This window comes from Marinomonas pontica, from assembly GCF_036322735.1.
Lineage (GTDB): Bacteria > Pseudomonadota > Gammaproteobacteria > Pseudomonadales > Marinomonadaceae > Marinomonas > Marinomonas pontica.
Genome location: NZ_AP027271.1, coordinates 737,566 through 757,660, shown reverse-complemented (window position 1 = coordinate 757,660; position 20,095 = coordinate 737,566). Strand labels below are relative to the sequence as shown.

Below are 20,095 nucleotides of genomic sequence, written 5' to 3'. Positions count from 1 at the left end.
TAAGCAGCAAAAAAAAACGAAATTAATTATCACCACTCAGTGCCGCTAATTGCTCTGCTTGGAATTCATTGACCAATGGATTGATTAACACATCCAAATCCCCTGCTACGATCTCATCCAACTTATACAAGGTTAAGTTAATACGGTGATCCGTCACTCGGCCTTGTGGATAATTGTAGGTACGAATACGCTCAGAGCGATCACCACTGCCGACGAGGGATTTACGTGTTTCAGATTGCTCACTCGCCGCTTTTTCCAATTCGGCCGCTTGCAAACGAGACGCTAGCAAAGACATGGCCTTGGCGCGGTTTTTATGCTGTGAACGCTCTTCCTGACACTCGACCACAACACCCGTTGGGATATGCGTCAGACGAATAGCGGAATCGGTTTTGTTGACGTGCTGACCGCCCGCACCCGAGGCTCGAAAAGTATCAATACGTAAATCGGATTTGTTGATGATAATGTCATCCACTTCATCCATCTCAGGCATGACAGCAACGGTACAGGCCGAAGTGTGAATACGCCCCTGAGACTCGGTCGCTGGAACACGCTGTACTCGATGCGCGCCAGATTCAAACTTCAGTTTAGAATACGCACCTTCGCCCACAATACGAGCGATGACTTCTTTATAGCCACCGTGCTCGCCATCACTGGCACTAACAATTTCCACCTTCCAGCGCTGTGTCTCGGCATAACGAGAGTACATGCGGAATAAGTCACCGGAGAATATCGACGCTTCATCACCGCCCGTTCCGGCACGCACTTCTAGGAAGACGTTGCGAGAATCGTTAGGGTCTTTAGGCAACAATAATTTTTGTAGAACCAGCTGCAGCTCTTCTTTTTGCGCTTGCCCAGCTTTGTATTCTTCAACGCCCATCTCTTTAATATCTGGATCAGCGTCGGTCATCATCAACTCAGCTTCGGCGATGTTTTCGTCTATTTGCTGAAACTCATTAAAACATTTCACCACAGGCTCAAGCTCAGCGTACTCTTTTGAATAAGCACGGAACAATTCTTGATCCATAATGACTTCGGCCACACCCAGTAACGCCGCTAACTCATCATAACGATCAGATAAACTTTCTAATTTTAATTTTATCGATTCTTTCATTTTTTAATTGTCTTTTTCTTCGTAGATGCCCAATACATTTGAGGCAATGGTTAATGCGTCTTGGTCTGCGTCCGCCCCAGCATCACGTAAATAACGTGTTGGGGCATGAATAAGTTTATTCATTAAACCATGCGCAAGCTTACTAACCACTTGCTCAGGAGACTGTCCCATTTCAAGACTTTTCAATGCTTTTTCTAATTCTGTATTCTTTACCGCTTCGGCAGACTGTCTAAACGAGACAATCAAATCCGATACTTTTCTCGACTCCACCACGCGACGATAAGCGTCGACGCCTTCTTCGATCATTTGCTCCGCGGCTTTTGCCGCATCTTGCCTTGCTCTGACATTTTCTTCAATCACTGAATGAAGATCATCCACCGTATAAAGATAAGCGTCGTTGACTTCATCCACTTCCGGTTCAATGTCGCGAGGAACAGCAATGTCGATCAATAGCATGGGAGAATGGCGACGTTTCGACGTTGCACGCTCTACCATGCCTTTACCTATGATGGGCAATTGACTCGCCGTCGAAGAAATGACGATATCGGCCTGAGATAAATAGTCGCCGATCTCACCCAACATAATGGCTTCAGCATTCAATTCATTTGCTAACGTTTCCGCTCTGGCCAAGGTTCGGTTCGCAACAATAATTCGTTTAATACCATTTTCTTTCAAATGCCTTGCGACCAGCTCAATCGTCTGCCCAGCACCAATCAGCAATGCGGTACTGTTTCGAATGTCTGCAAAAATACGTTGCGCAAGACTCACCGCCGCGAACGCAATCGACACCGGGTTTTCACCAATTGCCGTATCAGTACGAACACGTTTAGCGACCGAAAAAGTGCGTTGAAACAGGGATTCCAGCTCAGGACCAATACAGGATCCTTCTTGTGAAACAGCGTACGCGGACTTCACTTGCCCGAGAATTTGCGGCTCACCCAATATCAAGGAATCCAAACCTGATGCCACGCGCATCACATGTCGCACACTGTCATCATCACTGTGCGTATAGCAGTATTGCTGTAATTCCAACAAGGCAATACCGTGATATTCCCCCAACCAAGCAATTACTTCTTCTATTTTAGTGGCGTCTTCAACCGAGCAATACAATTCCGTACGGTTACAAGTCGAAACGATGACGGCCTCATTGGCTCTTTTCTCCGCAATAAGCGAAGACAAGGCGTCTATCATTTTTTCAGGCGCAAAGGCCACGCGCTCACGTATCGAGACTGGCGCAGTTTTATGATTCACACCTACAGTAATTAGCGGCATTCAGGGCTCTTCTCAAAGATCGAGATCTTAAGGTAATGACAGGAGCAAGCACGGCTCCAACATGACTTTTTACATAAAGAAGACACATTATACGAGAAATTCGCTTTTTTTCGCACCCCATATGAGCAATAAAAGTAATAGGATTAGTTTATAGTTATGCCTGACATAACGTGCCGCTAGCGATACCATAAGGGTTGTATGAATTTAGTATTGAGAAAACGCATGCCTTTTGTTTTTAGGCTCACACAAAAAGTTCACGCAAGTGCATCAGCGAAAAAACGGCTGTCTCTTTTTATTATCCTGAGCGTGCCGTTGTTGACGGCCTGCAGTCATGATACGACCACGCCCCATGCTGCGTCATTGGCAACTCAAGCACCTCTCCCCGTTTCTTCTGCAAGCAATACCGACATCGAAGCCTTGCTAAACGCAGAGTTCATATTACAAAGAGAGGGGCCAAACAAAGCCTTCGAGTCTTTTTATGCACTCGCCAGCCAATCTAACAACATCGACTTAATCGAACGGCTAACGCACATTGCATTGTTGTCTCAAAATCACCTATACATAGAAAGAAGCGCAAATCTCTGGCTGGCCGCGGCTCCCTCGTCAGAAACAGCTTATTCATTGAAGCTGCAAATTCTCATAAAAGACAACCGTGCAGAAGAAGTGGCAACCTTGCTAATAAACGCCATGAGACACAAAGTATCATTGCGATTCCTCCCCCTATACCTAGAAGAAAACATTCGTGAAAACGATCAGGTTTCTACAATAGAAGAAGCCATTTCATTGCTTCCTATGGAGAATCAGAACAATCCCAATATTCAGTTAAGCCACGCTCATCTATTGCTGCTTTCAGGAAAATACCAGCAGGCCATTACCACCTCTGAACAGTTATTATCCAAAGATGGGATGACTAAAAACGAAGCTCTGTACCTTATTCTCGCCTTCAGCCAAAAAAATCTGGACCTGCTTGAAGACGCAATCAAGACGCTCAAAACAGCACTCATACAACAACCAAAGAGCACTAGGCTCTTAACGCCCTTGATCGACTTTTTCGTAGATGACAACCAACCCACAAGTGCAGTGGACATTTATCAAACCGCAGCGCTAGACACGCCTGAAAAGCTACAAGTTGGCATAAACTTAATGCGAACACTATTGGAACACCAACACGCTGAACTGGCATTGCAAATCGCCAGCAGCTTACCCCAAAAGCAGCTTGGCCTTTCGGATCAAATTAATTATTTAACGGCTATTGCGCTTGCACAATTAGGGCAAAAGCCACAAGCCATCGACACCATGGAAAAAGTGGACAGCACATTACGAGCCAACGCCACCAATCAATTGGCCATATGGTTCTATGAAGAAGGCAAAGAGCAGGACATCAACACTATGGTTCTGCGCAGAACACCGCGTGAAAACATGCCAGAACAAGTCGCTGCCATCAGCCACCTTCATGAAGAAAAGGGTCAAACGGATTTATCCTACGAACTGGTAAACAACGCCCTTGTAAACCTTCCTGAATCCGCGCCATTACGATACAGAAAAGCCTTGCTTGCCGACACCCTTGGCTACTGGGATATTACCGAGTCAGAACTAAAAACATTATTGCAAAAAGACTCGGATAACCCTCAATATTTAAACGCTCTTGGCTATACGTTGCTCACCAGAACAGATCGACTCGATGAAGCCATGCGCTACATCGAATCAGCGTACGATAAAAACAATGAAGACCCTGCTATTATCGACAGCTTAGGGTGGGGATTCTTCCTTAAAGGAGAGTTAGAGCAGTCTTCTTATTACTTAAAAAAGGCCTGGTCGATATTACCAGACGCAGAAATAGCAGCGCATTACGGCGAATCTCTATGGAAACAGCGACACTACAAAGAAGCCTTATCCATATGGAAAACAGCACTAGAAACAGCGCCAGATACACCGCTATTACTCGACACCATAAAACGACTGTCACCGTCGTTACTTGAAGACTTAACACAGGACAAGCCATAATGAATTATCGCACACTTGGCGTTATCGCCTTCACCGCACTGATTAGTGCCTGTAGCACACGCCCCACAGGACCGATCACCCCACCACCAGAGAATGTTCAAGCCATTTCGAAATGGGAAACCTCTGGCCGCGTCGGCATTCGCACCCAAAATGACGCGGTGTCTGGCAACTTTTCTTGGCAAAAAGCCCCAGATACATTTGAATTAAACATCGTGGGACCTTTTGGACAGGGTGCCACCAAGCTTGATCAATCTGTCGATGGGGCTGTCACCTTGTCATATGAAGATACCGTGGTAAAAGGCAACGACCCAGCCACACTGCTACAACAAGAGCTCGGCTGGGAGTTTCCAGTTCAGCAAGTCACCTACTGGATCAGAGGCTTAGCGTCACCAAACTCATCCGCCACCATTACCAAAAACGCCGACAGCCAATTACCCAATCAAATAGAACAAGACGGTTGGCTCATCACTTACAGCAATTTCACAAAAGTAGATGGCTTGTCCTTGCCACAAAAAATGCAGGTTTCTAACCCTCCATTTAAAGTAAACCTAATCATCAATCAATGGACTATTCAGTAACTAAGATGCGACTACCTTCTCCCGCAAAATTAAATTTATTTTTACACATCACTGGCCGACGAGAAGACGGCTATCATGAACTGCAAACGCTGTTCCAATTTATTGATCTGTGCGACACCATTGACTTCACATTGACACGTAACAATCAGATCACTATTTCGCCGATAATCGAGAACCTACCAACCGAGGACAACCTAATTTATAAGGCCGCAAAATTGCTCACGCCCTATAAAAAAGACGCCCATTTTGGCATCGATATTATCCTGACAAAACAATTACCTATGGGTGGAGGAATTGGCGGCGGCAGCTCAAACGCAGCCACCGCCCTACTGGCCTTAAACGTCCTATGGGAATGCCATCTCCCATTGGAAAAGCTCGCTGAGCTGGGCGTGCAATTAGGTGCTGATATCCCTGTTTTTGTTATGGGGTTTGCGGCCTTTGCTGAAGGAGTTGGCGAAAAGCTGCAAAAAGTGGAACTGAAGACCCCCTATTTTTTACTGCTCAAACCCAATTGTCACGTCTCAACTGGTCAAATTTTTACCGATAAATATTTGACAAGAGACACCCCTCCCATCAGAATATCGCACGCCTTGAAGCTGGGTGGGCATAATGATTGCTTAGACGTGGTAAAAAAGCACAATTCTGAAGTCGAAGAAGCGTATTTATGGTTGCAAAATCATGGAGATGCGAAGCTGACAGGAACTGGCGCTTGCCTCTTTTTAGCATTTGATAATGTGCGCGACGCAGAACGAGTAAGATCGCTTACACCAAATAAATGGCAGAGTTGGGTTTGCCGCGGTTGTAACACTTCTCCTACACATGATGCGCTTAGCCAGTGGATTGAGCAAAATCGAGGGTAGTCTGTCGCTTTTCGAAGCCACTATTTCTCAGCCAGTCTGTTTCATCGCTACAAAATACAAAGGGTATACACAGTGTCCAAGTTGATGGTTTTTACCGGTAATGCAAACCCTGAACTCGCTCGCAGAGTAGTTCGCCGTCTAGGATTACCTATTGGTAACGCAACAGTCGGCAAGTTTAGCGACGGAGAAATTACCGTTGAGATCAATGAAAATGTTCGAGGTAAAGACGTCTTCATTATCCAATCTACCTGTGCACCTAGCAATGACAACTTGATGGAACTTATCGTCATGGCAGATGCGTTACGCCGTGCGTCCGCCACTCGTGTCACTGCTGTTATTCCTTATTTTGGATACGCTCGCCAGGATCGTCGCGTACGTTCTGCTCGTGTGCCCATTACCGCAAAAGTGGTTGCAGACATGATCTCTGCCGTTGGCATCAATCGCGTATTAACGGTTGATTTGCATGCAGACCAAATCCAGGGATTCTTCGATATCCCTGTTGATAACGTTTATGCAACCCCTTTGCTACTTGACGATTTGCAGCGCCAAGGCCATGAAAACATCACGGTTGTTTCACCTGATGTAGGTGGTGTTGTTCGTGCTCGTGCTTTTGCAAAACTACTTGATGATGCGGACTTAGCTATCATTGATAAGCGTCGTCCGCGAGCCAACGAAGCACAGATCATGCATTTGATCGGTGACGTTGCAGGCAAAACATGCGTTCTTGTCGACGACATGTGTGATACCGGTGGTACTTTATGTGCCGCAGCAAAAGCGCTAAAAGAACACGGCGCTGCCAAAGTGCTTGCTTACTGTACTCACCCAGTACTGTCTGGTAAAGCCATTGAAAACATTAAGAATTCCGTGCTTGATGAGTTGGTCGTGACTGATACCATCCCATTGACACAAGAGGCGCTTAACTGCCCTCAAATACGCCAATTGTCGATGTCTGACATTATGGCGGAGGCTGTTCGTCGCGTTTGCAACGAAGAGTCTATCAGTGCCATGTTTGGGGCCTAAGCCAAACATTAACGCTCGGAGCGGGTCGCATCTCTGGGCACAAACTTTATTTATTATTAGGAAATTACCATGTCATTATCTATTAATGCCGTAGCACGTACTCAAGAAGGTAAAGGTGCGAGCCGCCGCCTTCGTAACGAAGGCCTAGTGCCAGCTGTTATTTATGGCGGTGAGACTGCTCCAGTATCTATCTCTTTGAAAGACAACGAACTACTTAAAGCTGTTGGCACTCCAGGCTTCTTGACTGGCCTTGTTGAAGTAACCGTTGAAGGTAAAACTGAGCAAGTTCTTGTTAAAGCCCTACAACGTCACCCATCTACTGGCGCTGTAATGCACATGGACCTTCAGCGCGCTCAAGCTGACAAAGTGATCACAACTCGTGTTCCTTTAAGCTTCATCAACGCCGCTCAAAGTGAAGGTGTTAGCAAGCAAGGTGGTCGTTTGACTGTTGAATCTAAATTGGCTGAAGTTCGTTGTTTGCCAGCGAACCTACCTGCTGTATTGACAGTAGACGTGATCAAAGGCCAACTTGATCAAATCTTCCACCTATCTGATGTTATCCTTCCTGAAGGCGTAGAGTTGGTTTCTTTGTTGAAAGGCGAAGATCACGACCAACCTATCGCTCGTATCGGTAAGTCTAAACGTTAAGATCTCATTGAAGGCAGCATTGTGGCAGGTTTCAGATTATTAGTAGGCTTGGGAAACCCAGGCAGCGAATACGAGAACACTCGCCATAATGCAGGCGCTCAGTGGATTGAGGCATTGGCTCGTCAGAGCCAATGCTCTCTTCGTTCTGAAAAGAAGTTTTTCGGCCAATTTGGCAAAGTTTATATAGCTGGTGAAGAGTGCTATCTCCTTATTCCCACCACCTATATGAATTTAAGTGGCAAAGCGGTTCAGGCTGTCAGCCAGTTTTACAAAATCCCTCCAGAAGAAATTCTAGTAATCCACGATGAATTAGACATCGCTCCGGGCACCGCAAAACTGAAACAGGGTGGCGGCCATGGTGGACACAACGGATTAAAAGACATCATTGCAAAGCTTGCCAATAACCGAGAGTTCGGCCGCCTGAGAATTGGCATTGGCCATCCAGGACATGCAAGCCAAGTCGCTAACTATGTACTAAAAAAAGCAGCGCCTGACGACTACGCAAAGATCGAACAGACAATCGACGAATCATTACGCTATATTGATGACATCGTTCGCGGCAACCTAAACGCCGTGATGAATCAACTTCATAGCTTCAAAGCATAATCATTTAATTAGGAATCTCACTATGGGTTTTAATTGCGGCATCGTTGGGCTACCTAACGTTGGTAAATCGACTCTATTTAATGCATTAACCAAAGCAGGCATTGGCGCTGAAAACTTCCCATTCTGCACCATTGAACCAAATGCTGGTGTTGTCGCTATGCCTGATCCACGTCTGGATGCACTAGCAGAGATTGTTAAACCAGAGCGTGTACTGGCTACTACAATGGAATTTGTTGACATTGCAGGCCTAGTAGAGGGCGCATCAAAAGGTGAAGGCCTTGGCAACAAATTCCTTGCTAACATTCGTGAAACAGATGCAATTGCTCACGTAGTTCGCTGTTTTGAAGATGAAAACGTCATTCACGTTTCAAATCACGTAAACCCAAAATTAGACATTGAAGTCATTAACCTTGAGCTGATATTTGCTGACATCGAATCCATTGATAAGCAACTGTTCCGTACCGCGAAAAACGCAAAAAGCGGCAACAAAGACGCCATTGCCCATAAAGCCTTCCTAGAAAGCATCAAAGCTCACCTAGAAGACGGTTTGCCAGTACGTTCTATGTCTTTGTCAGACGACCAGAAGAAAGAAGTCCGCTCATTGCACTTATTGACAACCAAACCAACCATGTATATTGCCAACGTGGCGGAAGACGGTTTTGAAAACAATCCGTATCTTGACCAAGTGCGTGAAATTGCAGAAGCAGAAGGCGCCATGGTGGTTCCAATCTGCAACCAGTTAGAGGCTGAAATTTCTGAACTGGACGCCGAAGAGATGCAAGAGTTTCTTGATGAGATGGGCATGGAAGAACCAGGTCTAGACCGTGTAATACGTGCAGGCTATGAACTATTAGGCCTACAGACCTACTTCACAGCAGGCGTCAAAGAAGTTCGAGCTTGGACAGTAAAACAAGGCGCAACCGGCCCACAAGCCGCTGGTGTGATCCACACAGACTTCGAGAAAGGCTTTATCCGCGCCGAGGTAATTAGCTACAACGACTTTATCCAATATAAAGGCGAAAGTGGCGCAAAAGAAGCCGGAAAATGGCGCCTTGAAGGCAAAGACTACATTGTAAAAGACGGTGATGTCATGCATTTCCGCTTTAATGTTTAACCTTTAAAAAAACATTTTAAGAAAACACTTGACCCATTAACAAGTTATATGAATAATATCGCGCCACAGAGGCAGTAGATCGATTTGTATAAACTGTTTTTGTGTCAGTCTGTTGGGGTATAGCCAAGCGGTAAGGCAACGGGTTTTGATCCCGTCATGCGTAGGTTCGAATCCTTCTACCCCAGCCAACAGACGAACGGCTATGTAGCTCAGTTGGTTAGAGCACATCACTCATAATGATGGGGTCACTAGTTCGAATCTAGTCATAGCCACCAACAATTCGATATGTTGGGGTATAGCCAAGCGGTAAGGCAACGGGTTTTGATCCCGTCATGCGTAGGTTCGAATCCTTCTACCCCAGCCATCGACGCGTTTATTATATATACAGTTAAGGCTATGTAGCTCAGTTGGTTAGAGCACATCACTCATAATGATGGGGTCACTAGTTCGAATCTAGTCATAGCCACCAACTTATAAAAGAAATCCTTTATTGGGGTATAGCCAAGCGGTAAGGCAACGGGTTTTGATCCCGTCATGCGTAGGTTCGAATCCTTCTACCCCAGCCAATTCTTCTCGATCCTTTCAAGTAACTGACACTCTTCCTTTATTTCACTGGATTTTGTTTTTCTACGTCCTATAATTACACAAACTCTTCTCAACTTGTTAATGGACAATACTCATGAAATCAGCCCTTTTACTCTCAACCGCTTTATTGGCAAGCGCTGCGCATGCCGATGTTCTTGGTTTAACCGCTGAGACTGGATCTTTCATCACTAACGATGGAGAAGATTTTAACTCATACTTTGGTGTTGCGATTGAACACCCAATCCCAGTCATTCCAAATATTCGTCTACAAAATCAAAGTCTAAAGAAATTTGGCGACTCCAACCTTGACCTTTCCTACAATGACTACACTCTTTATTATGAGTTTCTTGATGGTTTATTGTGGTTGGATCTTGATGCAGGTGTTACTTTCCGCAAGATTGATGACGCAGGCAATTCTGACATTGATGGCACTTATCCTCTAGGCTATGTGTCCGCTTACGTGAGTATTCCAGGAACAGCACTGTCTGTTGGCGGTGAAGTTAAGACTGGCGGCGGAAGCGATGCAGACATTACTGACACGACCTTTAAAGTCAAATTCCAACCTCTAATATTTGCAGGCATTGAAGCAGGCTACCGCACAGTAACAGAAGACTTCTCTTCGGCTGGCAAGTATGAGCCAAAAGGCGCTTTCATCGGCGTGTTTGTTGATTTCTAAGCACCTCATATAGAAACGAAAAATCCCGCTGAATCATCATTCAGCGGGATTTTTTTATGACTACAATCGAAGACTAATTGGTTTTTGAAAAGCCAATTTGCCCATCAATAACATCGGCAACAATCTCATCACCCGTAACAAAATGACCGGACAATAACTCATTGGCCAATGGGTTTTCTATCCATTTCTGAATAGCTCGCTTCAACGGTCTTGCACCATACACGGGGTCATAACCCACTTCGACCAATTGATCTGAAGCCGTGTCCGTTAACGTCAGTGTCATTCCCATTTCAGCCAAACGCTCATTTAAATGAGATAACTGAACCGCTGCTATACCTTTAATTTGCGTTTTCATTAGCGGATGAAACACGACCGTTTCGTCAATACGGTTAATGAATTCAGGGCGAAAATGCGTCCCTACCACACCCATCACTTTCGCTTTGATCTCTTCATATTGATCCGCAGACCGATATTCTTGGATAAAGTCCGACCCCAAGTTAGACGTCATCACGATCACTGTATTTCTAAAATCCACCGTGCGACCTTGTCCATCGGTTAGGCGACCATCGTCCAAGACTTGCAAAAGAATATTGAACACATCTGGGTGCGCTTTCTCGACCTCATCAAGCAGCAACACGGAATAGGGGCGACGTCTTACTGCCTCCGTCAAATACCCACCTTCTTCATACCCCACGTACCCTGGAGGCGCACCAATCAAACGGGCCACTGAGTGTTTTTCCATAAACTCAGACATATCAATCCGTACCATCGCCTGCTCGGTATCAAAAAGAAACTTCGCCAAAGACTTACACAGTTCCGTTTTCCCTACGCCTGTAGGCCCTAGGAATAAAAATGAGCCATTAGGTCGGTTTGGGTCAGCCAAGCCAGAACGAGAACGACGCACCGCATTAGAGACCGCCAAAACGGCTTCATCCTGTCCCATTACGGATTCATGCAATGCCTCTTCCATGCGCAACAACTTATCACGCTCACCTTCCAGCATTTTATCTATGGGAATTCCCGTCCAACGAGACACCACAGTAGCAATCTCTTCTTCTGTTACTCGTCGTTTTAACAAGAGCGTTTCCGTACTTTCTTCTGCCTTGCTGGCTTTTTCAATCTCAGCCTCCAGCATGGGAATCACACCATACTGTAACTCAGACATTTTCGCCAAATTACCACTACGACGAGCCTCCTCCATTTCCTGACGGACAGACTCCAATTCTTCCTTGAGCTTTTGTGCACCTTGTACGGCGGCTTTTTCAGCGTTCCAAATTTCTTCTAAATCTGAGAATTGCTTCTGCAAGCCATCTATTTCAAGATCAAGCTCAGCCAGACGCACTTTAGACGCTTTGTCCTTCTCTTTTTTCAGCGCTTCTTTTTCAATCTTCAATTGAATCAAACGACGCTCTAAACGGTCCATGTCTTCTGGCTTAGAGTCCATTTCCATGCGAATACGACTGCCTGCCTCATCGATCAAATCAATGGCTTTGTCCGGCAATTGACGATCTGTGATGTAACGTTGCGACAGTTTCGCTGCCGCTATGATGGCCGAATCGGTAATATCCACACCATGATGTACTTCATAACGCTCTTTTAGACCGCGTAAAATAGCGATGGAATCCAAAACACTTGGCTCTTCCACCAACACTTTCTGAAAGCGTCGCTCCAGAGCCGCGTCTTTTTCAATGAACTGTCGGTATTCATCCAACGTGGTGGCCCCAACACAATGCAGTTCGCCACGGGCAAGCGCAGGCTTCAGCATATTTCCGGCATCCATAGAGCCTTCTGATTTACCCGCCCCCACCATGGTGTGAATCTCATCAATAAACAAAATCACCTGGCCTTCTTGCTTAGCCAATTCATTCAACAAGGCTTTTAGACGCTCTTCAAACTCACCGCGATACTTAGCCCCCGCGATTAACGCCGCCATATCAAGTGAAAGTACACGCTTGTTTTTTAACCCTTCTGGCACTTCACCGTTAATGATTCGCTGTGCCAACCCTTCTACAATAGCCGTCTTACCCACACCAGGCTCGCCGATTAAAACCGGGTTATTCTTACGTCGACGCTGCAGAACTTGAATCGTTCGACGAATTTCATCATCACGCCCAATGACCGGGTCAAGCCGACCTTCAGCCGCTCTCGCCGTTAAATCCACCGTGTATTTATCCAATGCTTGACGACTTTCTTCCGCATCAGGGTCATTCACAGAGTCACCACCGCGAATATTATCTATCACCACCGCAATGTCAGCCTTGGTCACGCCACTGGCTTTAAGGCTTTTAGCAAGATCATCTTTGCCATCAAACATCGCCATTAATACCAGCTCAGAGGAAATGTACTGATCTTTTCGCTTCTGCGCCTCTTTGTCTGCAAGGTTCAGTAATCGACCCAACTCAGGAGACATCTGCACATTGCCATCGTGGTCATTCACTTTTGGCAGGCGCGTCAATAATTCATTAAGGCCATCTCGAAATTTGGCCACAGGTATCCCTGCCTGCTGCAAAATAGGGCGAGTACTTCCACCCTGCTGATCCAACAACGCCATCATTAAGTGAAGCGGCTCAATGTAAGAATGATCTTGCCCAAGCGCAACGGACTGAGCATCGGAAAGGGCAAGCTGTAATTTACTGGTTAAGCGGTCTATACGCATAATCTGACATCCTTTAATAAACATAAGATGAACTGGTCAATTAATAGCTTAATAATCCCCAATTTCAGCTTTTCAAGATTGGCAGTGTCATTTTTTTGACACTGATCAGTAAAACCCATCAAATTTTACCTATCCAACCAAATAACAGACGCCATTCTCCCTGTTACAGTTTCTCGTCGATAAGAATAAAAACGCTCAACATCGCGAAAAGTACAGTAATCACCGCCATAAATGTGCTCCACACCAGCTTTTTTCAATCGCTGCGCAGCCAACATATACAGGTTGCCCAGCCACTTACCACTTTCGCCAGAAGGCTTAAACGCCTCCTTCGCCTCAGACAAAACAGAAACAAAGGCCTCTTTTACTTCGTCTCCCACTTCAAAAGCATCTGGACCAATTGCTGGCCCCAGCCACACCATCACCTTGCTCTTATCGTCAAACTTGGCCAATGTGGATTCCAACACACCGGCACACAAACCACGCCAGCCAGCATGCGCTACTGCCACTTGCGTTCCTGCCTGATCGCAAAAGAAAACCGGCAAGCAGTCAGCTGTCAGCACCACACACACCTGATTAACGTCTCTCGTCATGGCGGCGTCCGCTGCCGCTGGCAAATATTCGCAAGGCAGGGTCACAACTTCTGTACCATGAACCTGATTTAACCAAATCGCAGAGTCCGGCATATCAATATAGGACGCAAACAATCGTCGATTTTGATCAACAGCAACAGGGTCGTCTTGAACGTGAAGACCTAAGTTCAGCGCATCATATGGCGCACCGCTTACTCCACCAATACGCGTAGACACATAAGCACGAACAGAACTTGGCGCAGGCCAAGTAGGCAAAATAAAAGAAGCACTATTTGCAGACATCGATATCCTCGGAACCAAAAATGAAAAAGGCAGCTCGAAGCTGCCTCTGTTAATACCCTATGCTTAGAAATATTCTGAATCGTTACTGCCCGACTCCACCATATCCCTTTTAAGCGCGTCCAAAAGCTGCTTCATATCATCTGGTAAATCAATTTCCCATTGCATCCACTCACCTGTAATAGGGTGAGAAAGCTCTAGCTTCTTAGCATGCAACGCCTGACGACGGAAGTGACGCAATTCGTCCTGCAACTCAGGAGAACACGCTTTTGGCATTTTCAGGCGACCGCCATATTGCGGGTCGCCCACCAATGGGTATTGGATGAACGCCATATGCACGCGAATTTGGTGCGTTCGCCCTGTTTCAAGCTTCAAACGAATGTGCGTGTGATTTTTAAAGCGCTCTACTAAACGGTAGTGAGTCACAGCGTCCTTACCGTTTACCGGCTCAACTGCTTGCTTTTGACGATTATGGGGATGGCGGCCGATTGGCTCGTCAACGACACCGCCGCCGGTCATGACACCAATGGAAATGGCTTCATATTCGCGCCCCATACTGCGTTCTTGTAACTGAAAAACCAAATCTGTTTGCGCAGCCAATGTTTTAGCAACCACCATCAAACCTGTGGTTTCTTTGTCCAGACGATGGACAATCCCCGCTCTTGGAATATGAGCGGTTTCTGGTGCGTGATGAAGAATCGCATTCATCAAGGTGCCGTCTCGGTTGCCTACAGCAGGATGAACAACCAAACCAGCAGGTTTATTAATAATGATGATATCGTCGTCTTCATAGACAATATCGAGCGCCATTTCTTGCGCTTCATGATCCGCTTGCGCCTCAATCACGATATCAAGAGTCACAACCTCACCACCAAATAACTTCTCTTTTGGCTTAGTGACTTTGCCATCAACTTTCAAAACCCCTTCTTTGATCCAAGTCTGGATACGAGAACGGGAATAGTCGCTGAACAATTCTGTTGCGATTTGATCAAATCGGCTCCCTCCTAAATCGAAGGGAACTTGGGCTTCTTTTACTATTCGCTCTGCCATACAATGTACTTTAATCTGTTGTTTTCAGCGCAATAATTTTATCATTGGCTGAAAGTGAAAAAACGTGTAGCGCCTTGCACTTCATCATCTTTCGCAATTTAACGCTACAAAATGCCGATTGAGGCTAATCTACTACCATATCAAGGTTTTGATTATACATGGGATTTCATCACTCGTTGCTCCGATTCTCTGGAATAGTAAGTTTTTCTTTGTTCATTGTGGCCTGCTCTAGCCAGCCAGTACAAGAACCCGACCTCCCTGAACGAGTTTATTACGACAAAGCTCAACAAGCGTTAGAGGAAAATCTTCCTTCAACGGCGATCAAACATCTAAAAGACTTAGATTCTCGCTATCCGTTTGGTGAGTTTAGCACTCGCGCCGAACTCGACCTCATCTATGCTCAAATGGAAGCAAGCGACTTTATCGCTGCGCACGCCACAGCAGAGCGGTTCATCAAGAACCACCCCGAGCACGACTCTATTGATTACGCTTACTACATGCGGGCCCTGTCTACCTATAAAGGCGCCGAAAGCCTGATGTCTCGTTACCTCGACTTAGACCCAAGTGAAAGGGACTCAAAGGAGCTGTCAAAAGCCTTCAACGAACTGGCAGACTTCACTTCTCGCTACCCAAAAAGCAAGTATGCCCCTGACGCGAAAGCTCGTATGTATCACCTTCGCGAAATGGTGTCGCGACACGAACTGCAAGTGGCTCGTTATTACTTAAAAAGAAAAGCCCCACTTTCTGCATTGCGTCGCAGCCAAGAAGTGATTTTGCACTTCCCTAGCACCCAATCAGTAGAAGAAGCGTTAGCGATCAGCGTGCAATCCTACAAGGATTTGCAACAGGCCGATTTAGCGCAGACAAACCTCGCGGTATTAAAACAAAACTTCCCAAAATCTACACACCTAGACCAGCAAGGAAACTTTATTCCGCTAACGCTTCCCAGTGATGCGGACCCAAGTTTCTTATATTGGGTGACCTTTGGCTTAATTGACTGACCTTCGGTTTAATTAATTTAAAGGTACGTTTGTATTCAGCGGGCAGGAAACACCACGTTTTCTTGCTCGCTTGTCCACATCGGATATTTCTTCATAACCACATTGTTAAAGAGTGCAGAGTCTAAAAATAGTGACAACCATTTTTTGACATTATCGTATTCACTTTCATCAAATCTTTTCTGATTCACCGCCGCAAACTGACGCACAAATGGGAATACCGAGATATCCGCAACACTCAACTTCTCCCCCATTAAATACGAACGCAAACCCAAACGACGATTCAGTCGCCTTAAAAATACCTCGCATTGAGCAAAGTAATAGGATTCGCTGAATTCGGTATAGCGATCGGCGTACTTATAACGATCCAACCATTTTTTAAAAAACACATCATTATATCTGATCCAAGCGCTCATCTTATTACGCTGACACGCATCAGAAGGCCATACGCTATTCACCTTGATTCGATTATTACTTTTGGATAAAGCCCATAAGATTATATCCATACTTTCAGGATAACGCGCACCATCCATATCAACCAGCTGCGGCACACTCGACCTCCCCCCTAATGACAGCAGCGCTTCAGGTTTCGCTTTAAGCACGACTTCCCTGAGATTCACTGGAACATTCAAATACGCAATCGTGTATCTCGCACGAATCGCATAAGGACAGCGCCTAAAGGAATACAAAACAGGTAACAAGCACCCTCCTAACTTCTACATATCATTTATTTAAGGCATAAAAAAACCATGCTTATCTATCGCCAATAAGGCCAAGAAAAAGCATGGTCTTTGAGAATATCAAAGATTCAATTATACGATGGTAACATTTTCGGCTTGAGGACCTTTTTGGCCTTGAGTCACTTCAAATGTAACGCTCTGGCCTTCTTGCAAAGTGCGGCGACCATTACCATTAATTGCACGGAAGTGAACAAAAACATCTGCTCCGCCTTCACGCTCAATAAAACCAAATCCTTTTTCGTCGTTAAACCACTTAACAATACCTGATACTAACTGACCTGACATAATAACCTCATTTTATGCTGCTCTTAAATGAGCAATCTTTTAACTTAGCCAAAATGAATTTGACCTCAAGCAACGATTCAATATTAAGTGTATTAAGAATGAAACATTAGCATTCCAAAATATACTTACTTCTCGATAATAAGTCGTTAGAAATAAAATAGAAAGTATCTGCATAAGAGTATTGTTAAAAAAGGTAACTTGATTGCGGATACATTCATTAACTGGCTTCGGTTCATATTCCCAGAACAAACCAAGAAAAACAAAAAGCACCAATTTAGAACAAGCATTAAGAAAAAAACACCGAAAGCACCAAAAAAAAGCATCATGGAACAATTATTGCTAGTTGTTATGAAATACATTTGTCGCTCTATGATAAGGCACCCAAAAAGCCCCAAAAAAGAGCGTCAGATCAGGCGTTATAACCATAACAGTGCAAAAAGAACATTAGGAGTCGCCCCGTGTCACCCACAAACAGTGCAGTCGAAATGCTGGTTTCCAGCTCAAATACGCTTTTCATACTTCTTGGCGCTATCATGGTCTTTGCCATGCATGCAGGGTTTGCCTTTCTCGAAGTCGGAACCGTCCGTCATAAAAACCAAGTCAACGCATTGGTTAAAATTATGACTGACTTCGCCGTGTCTGCGCTTGTGTACTTCTTTATTGGCTACCACATTGCTTACGGCGTGACTTTTTTTGACAGCGCCGCCGTGTTGGCTCAAGAAAATGGCTATAGCCTGGTGAAATTCTTCTTCTTAATGACGTTTGCCGCTGCCATCCCTGCGATTATCTCCGGTGGTGTTGCTGAACGCGCCAAGTTTTACCCGATGCTGGTTTCAGCCGCGATCATTGTTGGTGTGGCTTATCCGTTTTTTGAAGGGATTGTCTGGAATGGCAATTATGGCTTCCAAGATCTTTTAGAAACGCACTTCGGTGCGCCATTTCATGATTTTGCTGGTTCGGTCGTCGTACACGCTTTTGGCGGTTGGGTCGCATTGGCAGCCATCATATTATTAGGCACTCGACGTGGTCGCTTTAGACATGGAAAACTGGTGGCATTCGCCCCTTCTAACATTCCTTTTCTTGCTTTAGGGGCTTGGATTTTATGTATCGGTTGGTTTGGCTTCAACGTCATGTCGGCACAAACATTAGACGGCATCAGTGGATTGGTTGCTGTTAACTCATTAATGGCTATGGTGGGCGGTATTATCGCAGCCATGTTGTGTGGCAAAAACGACCCTGGCTTTATTCATAATGGACCACTGGCTGGATTGGTGGCAATTTGCGCGGGTTCAGACATTATGCACCCAATTGGCGCCCTCGTAACCGGCGCGATAGCTGGAGCAATCTTCACTATTTTATTCACACACATCCAACAAAAATTCAAACACACTGACGACGTGCTAGGTGTTTGGCCTTTGCATGGCGTTTGTGGTGCATGGGGTGGCATCGCCGCTGGCATTTTTGGTTCCGAAACGCTAGGCGGACTTGGTGGTGTTAGCTTTACCTCCCAATTAATAGGAAGCCTAGCAGGAATCGTCATTGCAACAGCAAGCGGATTTGCTGTGTATGGCATAGTGAAAACAGTGAATGGATTACGCCTCAGCGAAGAAGAGGAATTTAACGGTGCCGACTTATCCATTCATAAGATTGGCTCAATAGGTAAGGAATAACCCCTCACCCGCGTTACCTAATAAAAGTGCTGCTTATATTAGGTAACGTCACCTCAGGTTAAAGCTAATCAAACGTCATGGTGTTTAAAATGGCTATGAGCCTGTAAAAACTATCATCATAACGGATCATTTCTAACGATCATGACTGTTCTTACTTTTTCTGGCGTTGCAATTCCACTATTAGCCCAAATTATAGACAGCTTACTACTTACTTTCTCGTTAAAGGGTGCAGTTATTAATGTTAGCCATTAAAGTCATTTTGTCTGTATTAGCCATGCTTGGTCTTGCCATTTATTTTATTAATGTCAATTTAGTCGCCAAACCAGCTCCTACTGCGAATGCAGAATCTGAGCATTTCTATGGCAATAAATTCCATAATGAACAACCAAGAACTCCCTTGTCTTTTAAAGACACAGCCGCTTTGTGGGTGCGATTTTTTACTGAGAAAAAAGTCGATACAACACCTGACATTACGATCCCTGTCGTGCCTATGCAACGAGCCGATTTGGACGCTCTGAGCAACGACGCGCTGCATTTGGTGAAACTTGGTCACTCTTCCGTTTTGTTGAAAGTGTATGGTGAGTATTGGCTAATTGATCCCGTTTTTTCAGAACGTGCGTCGCCTTTTTCGTTCGTTGGGCCAAAACGATTCCATCAACCGCCGATTGACCTAAAAGATTTACCCCCTATCGATAAAGTACTGATTTCTCACAATCATTATGATCATTTGGACAAAGCAAGCATCAAAGCTTTAATGGCCAAAACACAGCAATTTTTGGTTCCAAAAGGCATAGATGGCGACTTAATTAATTGGGGGATTGAGGCCAATAAGATCATCACGTTCGATTGGTGGCAAGAGCTTCAAACTCACCAAGGTTTGATTGCTTTTACGCCTACGCAGCATTTTTCTGGCCGTGGCATGGGCGATGGCAATTCAACACTGTGGGGATCTTGGGTGATTAAAACGCCGCAGGAAAGTCTCTTTTTTAGTGGAGACTCTGGTTATTTTGCAGGCTTTAAAGCGATTGGTGACCGATATGGGCCATTTGACCTAACCCTAGTAGAAACAGGCGCTTATGATAAAGACTGGGCGGATATTCACATGACGCCAGAACAAAGTGTGCAAGCTCATATCGACTTACAAGGTAAGGTGATGATGCCAATCCATAATGGTACTTTCGATTTGGCCTTTCATACTTGGCACGACCCATTTGATCGGGTGGTCAATGAGGCAGAAAATCGAAACGTGGCCCTAAGCACACCGAAGTTTGGCCATGTATTTTCTTTAGATACGCTCCCACCACTGACACCTTGGTGGAAAGCGACGCAGTAATACAACACAGAGGCAAAGCG

18 protein-coding genes and 5 tRNA genes are annotated in these 20,095 nt (G+C 45.3%); 16 read left to right on the top strand and 7 right to left on the bottom strand.

Going from position 1 to position 20,095, the window contains the following annotated elements:
* Positions 1-22: 22 nt before the first annotated feature.
* Positions 23-1,111, bottom strand: a complete 1,089-nt coding sequence (prfA, locus tag AABA11_RS03545; protein WP_265728992.1) for a peptide chain release factor 1 — start codon at positions 1,109-1,111, stop codon at positions 23-25.
* A gap of 3 nt (positions 1,112-1,114) precedes the next feature.
* Entirely contained in the window at positions 1,115-2,383 is a 1,269-nt protein-coding gene (gene hemA / locus AABA11_RS03540; protein WP_265728993.1) for a glutamyl-tRNA reductase, read from the bottom strand.
* Positions 2,384-2,581: 198 nt separating this feature from the next.
* Between hemA and AABA11_RS03535 the strand changes: the two genes are divergently transcribed.
* The 13 genes from AABA11_RS03535 to AABA11_RS03475 all read left to right on the top strand — a co-directional run bounded on the left by AABA11_RS03535 (position 2,582) and on the right by AABA11_RS03475 (position 10,474).
* Positions 2,582-4,387, top strand: coding sequence for a tetratricopeptide repeat protein (locus AABA11_RS03535; protein WP_338265423.1), 1,806 nt, complete (start codon positions 2,582-2,584; stop codon positions 4,385-4,387).
* Positions 4,387-4,965: a lipoprotein insertase outer membrane protein LolB gene (gene lolB, locus AABA11_RS03530; RefSeq protein ID WP_265728995.1), complete on the top strand. Its 579-nt coding sequence runs from the start codon at positions 4,387-4,389 to the stop codon at positions 4,963-4,965. Before AABA11_RS03535 ends, lolB begins: the two co-directional genes overlap by 1 nt.
* Complete coding sequence (gene ispE / locus AABA11_RS03525) at positions 4,950-5,825, top strand: 4-(cytidine 5'-diphospho)-2-C-methyl-D-erythritol kinase (RefSeq protein WP_338265420.1); 876 nt, start codon at positions 4,950-4,952, stop codon at positions 5,823-5,825. The genes lolB and ispE overlap by 16 nt, the downstream gene beginning before the upstream one ends.
* Positions 5,826-5,897: 72 nt before the next feature.
* Positions 5,898-6,845, top strand: a complete 948-nt coding sequence (locus AABA11_RS03520) for a ribose-phosphate diphosphokinase (RefSeq protein ID WP_072842118.1) — start codon at positions 5,898-5,900, stop codon at positions 6,843-6,845.
* A gap of 69 nt (positions 6,846-6,914) precedes the next feature.
* Positions 6,915-7,493, top strand: a complete 579-nt coding sequence (locus AABA11_RS03515) for a 50S ribosomal protein L25/general stress protein Ctc (protein ID WP_265728996.1) — start codon at positions 6,915-6,917, stop codon at positions 7,491-7,493.
* 21 nt (positions 7,494-7,514) lie between these two features.
* Positions 7,515-8,099, top strand: a complete 585-nt coding sequence (gene pth / locus AABA11_RS03510) for an aminoacyl-tRNA hydrolase (RefSeq protein WP_265728997.1) — start codon at positions 7,515-7,517, stop codon at positions 8,097-8,099.
* 22 nt (positions 8,100-8,121) lie between these two features.
* On the top strand, positions 8,122-9,213 hold the full coding sequence (gene ychF / locus AABA11_RS03505; RefSeq protein ID WP_338265415.1) for a redox-regulated ATPase YchF: 1,092 nt from the start codon (positions 8,122-8,124) through the stop codon (positions 9,211-9,213).
* Between the two features lie 113 nt (positions 9,214-9,326).
* A tRNA-Gln gene (locus AABA11_RS03500) sits at positions 9,327-9,401 on the top strand.
* A 10-nt stretch (positions 9,402-9,411) separates the two neighbouring features.
* Positions 9,412-9,488, top strand: a tRNA-Met gene (locus tag AABA11_RS03495).
* A 14-nt stretch (positions 9,489-9,502) separates the two neighbouring features.
* Positions 9,503-9,577 (top strand) — tRNA-Gln (locus AABA11_RS03490).
* Between the two features lie 28 nt (positions 9,578-9,605).
* Positions 9,606-9,682, top strand: a tRNA-Met gene (locus tag AABA11_RS03485).
* A gap of 22 nt (positions 9,683-9,704) precedes the next feature.
* Positions 9,705-9,779, top strand: a tRNA-Gln gene (locus tag AABA11_RS03480).
* Positions 9,780-9,892: 113 nt separating this feature from the next.
* On the top strand, positions 9,893-10,474 hold the full coding sequence (locus AABA11_RS03475) for a TIGR04219 family outer membrane beta-barrel protein (protein WP_265728999.1): 582 nt from the start codon (positions 9,893-9,895) through the stop codon (positions 10,472-10,474).
* A gap of 73 nt (positions 10,475-10,547) precedes the next feature.
* Here the strand turns inward: AABA11_RS03475 and clpB are convergent, their stop codons facing one another.
* From clpB to rluD, 3 genes are all read right to left on the bottom strand, one after another.
* Positions 10,548-13,130: an ATP-dependent chaperone ClpB gene (gene clpB / locus AABA11_RS03470; protein WP_265729000.1), complete on the bottom strand. Its 2,583-nt coding sequence runs from the start codon at positions 13,128-13,130 to the stop codon at positions 10,548-10,550.
* Positions 13,131-13,255: 125 nt separating this feature from the next.
* Positions 13,256-14,002 carry a peptidoglycan editing factor PgeF gene (pgeF, locus tag AABA11_RS03465; RefSeq protein ID WP_338265409.1) on the bottom strand — a complete coding sequence of 249 codons (747 nt, stop codon included), beginning with the start codon at positions 14,000-14,002 and terminating at the stop codon, positions 13,256-13,258.
* Positions 14,003-14,065: 63 nt separating this feature from the next.
* Complete coding sequence (gene rluD / locus AABA11_RS03460; protein WP_338265407.1) at positions 14,066-15,049, bottom strand: 23S rRNA pseudouridine(1911/1915/1917) synthase RluD; 984 nt, start codon at positions 15,047-15,049, stop codon at positions 14,066-14,068.
* 158 nt (positions 15,050-15,207) lie between these two features.
* On the opposite strand from rluD, the gene AABA11_RS03455 reads away from it, so the two are divergent.
* Positions 15,208-16,050 (top strand): outer membrane protein assembly factor BamD, encoded by an 843-nt coding sequence (locus tag AABA11_RS03455; RefSeq protein ID WP_338265404.1) that lies wholly within the window; start codon positions 15,208-15,210, stop codon positions 16,048-16,050.
* A gap of 35 nt (positions 16,051-16,085) precedes the next feature.
* On the opposite strand, the gene AABA11_RS03450 is transcribed toward AABA11_RS03455, so the two are convergent.
* The gene (locus AABA11_RS03450) at positions 16,086-16,748 is read right to left on the bottom strand and encodes a glutathione S-transferase (protein WP_338265402.1); all 663 of its coding nucleotides are present in this window, start codon (positions 16,746-16,748) and stop codon (positions 16,086-16,088) included.
* Positions 16,749-16,859: 111 nt separating this feature from the next.
* Positions 16,860-17,072 (bottom strand): cold-shock protein, encoded by a 213-nt coding sequence (locus AABA11_RS03445; RefSeq protein WP_265729004.1) that lies wholly within the window; start codon positions 17,070-17,072, stop codon positions 16,860-16,862.
* A 458-nt stretch (positions 17,073-17,530) separates the two neighbouring features.
* Between AABA11_RS03445 and AABA11_RS03440 the strand changes: the two genes are divergently transcribed.
* Positions 17,531-18,742, top strand: a complete 1,212-nt coding sequence (locus AABA11_RS03440; RefSeq protein ID WP_265729005.1) for an ammonium transporter — start codon at positions 17,531-17,533, stop codon at positions 18,740-18,742.
* 238 nt (positions 18,743-18,980) lie between these two features.
* A complete protein-coding gene (locus AABA11_RS03435) occupies positions 18,981-20,075 on the top strand; it encodes an MBL fold metallo-hydrolase (protein ID WP_338265397.1) in 1,095 nt (364 codons plus the stop codon).
* Positions 20,076-20,095 lie beyond the last annotated feature (20 nt).

What these genes read in the sequence shown, in the direction of transcription:
- AABA11_RS03455 (WP_338265404.1), top strand. Translation starts at nt 15,208, where the DNA reads ATGGGATTTCATCACTCGTTGCTCCGATTCTCTGGAATAGTAAGTTTT.
- ychF (WP_338265415.1), top strand. Translation starts at nt 8,122, where the DNA reads ATGGGTTTTAATTGCGGCATCGTTGGGCTACCTAACGTTGGTAAATCG.
- AABA11_RS03445 (WP_265729004.1), bottom strand. Translation starts at nt 17,072, where the DNA reads ATGTCAGGTCAGTTAGTATCAGGTATTGTTAAGTGGTTTAACGACGAA.
- hemA (WP_265728993.1), bottom strand. Translation starts at nt 2,383, where the DNA reads ATGCCGCTAATTACTGTAGGTGTGAATCATAAAACTGCGCCAGTCTCG.
- ispE (WP_338265420.1), top strand. Translation starts at nt 4,950, where the DNA reads ATGGACTATTCAGTAACTAAGATGCGACTACCTTCTCCCGCAAAATTA.
- AABA11_RS03515 (WP_265728996.1), top strand. Translation starts at nt 6,915, where the DNA reads ATGTCATTATCTATTAATGCCGTAGCACGTACTCAAGAAGGTAAAGGT.
- rluD (WP_338265407.1), bottom strand. Translation starts at nt 15,049, where the DNA reads ATGGCAGAGCGAATAGTAAAAGAAGCCCAAGTTCCCTTCGATTTAGGA.
- AABA11_RS03475 (WP_265728999.1), top strand. Translation starts at nt 9,893, where the DNA reads ATGAAATCAGCCCTTTTACTCTCAACCGCTTTATTGGCAAGCGCTGCG.
- clpB (WP_265729000.1), bottom strand. Translation starts at nt 13,130, where the DNA reads ATGCGTATAGACCGCTTAACCAGTAAATTACAGCTTGCCCTTTCCGAT.
- lolB (WP_265728995.1), top strand. Translation starts at nt 4,387, where the DNA reads ATGAATTATCGCACACTTGGCGTTATCGCCTTCACCGCACTGATTAGT.
- AABA11_RS03435 (WP_338265397.1), top strand. Translation starts at nt 18,981, where the DNA reads ATGTTAGCCATTAAAGTCATTTTGTCTGTATTAGCCATGCTTGGTCTT.
- AABA11_RS03535 (WP_338265423.1), top strand. Translation starts at nt 2,582, where the DNA reads ATGAATTTAGTATTGAGAAAACGCATGCCTTTTGTTTTTAGGCTCACA.
- prfA (WP_265728992.1), bottom strand. Translation starts at nt 1,111, where the DNA reads ATGAAAGAATCGATAAAATTAAAATTAGAAAGTTTATCTGATCGTTAT.
- pgeF (WP_338265409.1), bottom strand. Translation starts at nt 14,002, where the DNA reads ATGTCTGCAAATAGTGCTTCTTTTATTTTGCCTACTTGGCCTGCGCCA.